3 protein-coding genes are annotated in these 3135 nt (G+C 36.1%); all 3 read right to left on the bottom strand.

Annotation, left to right across the window (positions count from 1 at the left end; translation table 11 throughout):
- A partial coding sequence (locus ACH0QE_RS09770) for a sigma-70 family RNA polymerase sigma factor (RefSeq protein ID WP_415800506.1) occupies window positions 1–386 on the bottom strand: 386 nt, incomplete at its 3' end.
- A 269-nt stretch (window positions 387–655) separates the two neighbouring features.
- Entirely contained in the window at window positions 656–1984 is a 1329-nt protein-coding gene (ltrA, locus tag ACH0QE_RS09765) for a group II intron reverse transcriptase/maturase (protein WP_415800505.1), read from the bottom strand.
- 542 nt (window positions 1985–2526) lie between these two features.
- The gene (locus ACH0QE_RS09760) at window positions 2527–2910 is read right to left on the bottom strand and encodes a hypothetical protein (protein WP_415800504.1); all 384 of its coding nucleotides are present in this window, start codon (window positions 2908–2910) and stop codon (window positions 2527–2529) included.
- Window positions 2911–3135 lie beyond the last annotated feature (225 nt).

Below are 3135 nucleotides of genomic sequence, written 5' to 3'. Positions count from 1 at the left end.
TTCACAGGTAATGTTAATACTAATTCAGAAATTACTGTTTCCTCATAATTTTTAAAATATGATATTTCGGCGGATACTATATTTTTTCCAACCTTATCTTTGACCTCTTCAGATATCCATAAGGTTTTAAACCATTTATTTTTAAATTCATCCTTACACCTATTAACCGTTACTCTGTAAAGCCAAGTTTTATAACTGGACTCACGACGAAATTGATCAAGATTTTTATAACACTTAATAAACACCTCTTGAGTAATATCTTCAGCTAACACCCAATCTTTTACATATGTAAATGCTAATTTTTTTACACTTACCCAATAAGAATCAATAAGACTTGTTATTAGTTCTTCATTTGAGAAGTTCCTTTCTGGAATTGAATTGTTCAATTGATTCCCCCCTTTCAGAAAACTACTGTTTAGACTGGTATTAATAAAAAAGGTTTCACATTTTCAAAAAAACTTCCATTATCTTTTCTAAAAATAATTCTACAGCAAAAAAGAGCTTAAAATTTTCAAGCTCTAAAAAAGTGAATATTATTTTCTTCTTCAGCTAGTCGAGTAGAAGGGAGACTTTCTACCTTGCGGTAAATTGTACTCCTCCCCCCTCACAGAACCGTGCTTGCGCTATTAACGCACACGGCTCCTCCAATTATCATTTACAAAATGTAGCTAATCTCTTTTCTTAAATCGTAAATATTCACTTTGATTCTTGGTGAAGGTAGTGGATATTTATTAAGAAAGAGTCTGAATTTATCCCAAGTAAAGGATTTCCTTTGGCTTCTTCTGTTTAGCCATTTAAACAGTAAGTACTCAATTTTCGATTTAAAGTTGTTAACAGTTTGGGTATTATCTGTGATGCAATAATAGTTGTAATAACCTGTTAGTGAGCGTTTAAATCTATCCATAATCATATGGATATCTTTATTCCTATTATTCTTCAGCCATTCTTTGGTTTCTTTTAGTTTACCTTGGACTTTCCTCCTGCTGGTTTTCCGCTTTACTCGGAACTTTCCGTGTTTACTTATCCCACAATAGTGTGTGAATCCGAGGAAATCAAAGGTATCTGGTTTGCCAGTCCCGTCTCGTTTTGCATTCTTTTCCGCAAACCGTCCGAAGGGAATTATTTTAGTTTTATCCTCGGCTATTTCCAGGTTAAATTTCTTTAACCTCGCTTTTAATGAATGGAAGAATTGCTGGGCTTCACTTTTATTCTGAAAACAACAAACAAAATCATCAGCGTATCTTACTATATATGCCTGGCCTTTACATTGTTTCCTAACCACTTTTTCAAACCATAGATCAAGAACGTAATGGAGATAAACATTGGCTAATATCGGAGATATCACTCCACCTTGCGGTGTACCATTGTCTGTCTTGTATTTCTTACCTTCCTCCATGTATCCACCTTTAAGAAACCTGCTGATTATTCTCAGTAGGTTAGGGTCAGTGATTCGGAGTTTCAAGAATTCCATCATCCATTTGTGGTCAACGTTATCAAAGAAGCCTTTAATATCTACATCGACTACATAGCTTACTGCTCTCTTCTCGATATATTGATTCAGTATTTTTAGCGCATCGTGGCAGTTTCTATTTGGTCGGAACCCAAATGAGCAGTCTAGAAAATCATTTTCATAGATGGTATTTAGTATTTTCGTAATGCCCTTTTGAACAATTTTATCTTCATGTTCCGGTATTCCCAGTGGTCTCATCTTGTTTGAGTTGAGCTTTGGGATATACATTCGTCTTACTGGAACAGGACGGTAACTTTTGCTTTTAAGCCTACTTACTAAATCCTCTATGTTTTCTTCCAAGTTGTCATTGTATTGTTCTTTTGTCGTTCCGTTGATACCAACTGCCTTTTTATTAGGCAGTTCATGATGACACTGAGTTAAAGATTGCTCATTCAATAAATGTTCAAGAGATGTAAACTTCATTTTAGGCTCAGATTTTGCTAATTCTGCTATCCTTAGTAGTTTTGTTTCCATTTATTATCCTACCTCTGTGTGTAGTAAATGTGTCCCTAGTAAGGGTGATAACTGGTAGCTAGCCTTCCCTCCATCGGCATTACCCAACTTCATTGGTACTACGCTGCTATCCGACTCCCTACCATCGGCATTTGGTTTCCTTGCTTGTTATCGCTTGTAGACCATACTCTTCAATAGAAAAGACCGGTAGGGTCTCCCGAGTTGCCGTATCATATCAATGTGTAACGTGCCAAGGTCTCTGACTCCAGGGAAGTTTTACCCTTCTTGCCTTTTACGAAGGATAAAATGTTGCTTTCTGCACGCAGGTAAGGCATCAGCCTTCCCGATTTACTAACGATTATGGAGCTCAATCCCTTCAACCATTTGGCTTTCGGCCCGTCACCTAACTGTCTACGCTTAAAGACTAAAGTTACCTTTAGCCCTCCAAGACTCGCTACGAGCGAATGGCTAGTTCTTACTCGGCGGGAATCCCACCCGCTATATGATACGACCTAGGCTCGGCCGCACACGCACCCGATAGTTTATTAAAAAGCCTCTCAAGATTATTTAAAATTACCTGGGATTTTAACGAGAACATAATTTCCAGTCCACATTTGAGTGACGGCAATTAATCTCCTTCCGTCTTTTTCAAAGAACAGACCAGCACCATCTTTTTCTTTAAATTCCCATCCATTTGAACCAATCATTTGTTTTATATTTTCATCAGCAATCGATATACCTTTGTTCTCACTACTTGTGATATACCAAATAGAATCGCCTTCTACTGCAATTTCTGCTATTTTACTTTCCGATTCTTTTAGTTTATCAATTGCTTCTTTTGCTGAAAAATTCTCTATTGGAAGAGTGGGATAGTATAATTTATTTACAAATACGAACACAGCTATAATAACTATTGCTATACCTAGTATAAATCTAACCTTTTTCATCTAATTACCCCCTTACTTATTGAGCTCAAAAAAACCAAGGTATTTTATAGATCCGTTCTTCAACTAAACTGCATCTTTAGCTCAATAAGGAAATCAACAAAAAAGGTGGTTAATCCTTCCTGGATCAACGCACCCGTTAGTGAAACAAGGACTATTCTTTAATTATGCTTTGTAATATTTTTAACCCAATTACTTCTTCTAATATTTATTTACCTCTTTTACAAT

The sequence above is a fragment of the Mesobacillus sp. genome (assembly GCF_047739415.1).
In the GTDB taxonomy this organism is placed as follows: Bacteria; Bacillota; Bacilli; order Bacillales; family Cytobacillaceae; genus Mesobacillus.
The sequence above is the reverse complement of the archived record's forward strand: the minus strand, read 5'-3'. Positions and strand labels throughout refer to the sequence as shown.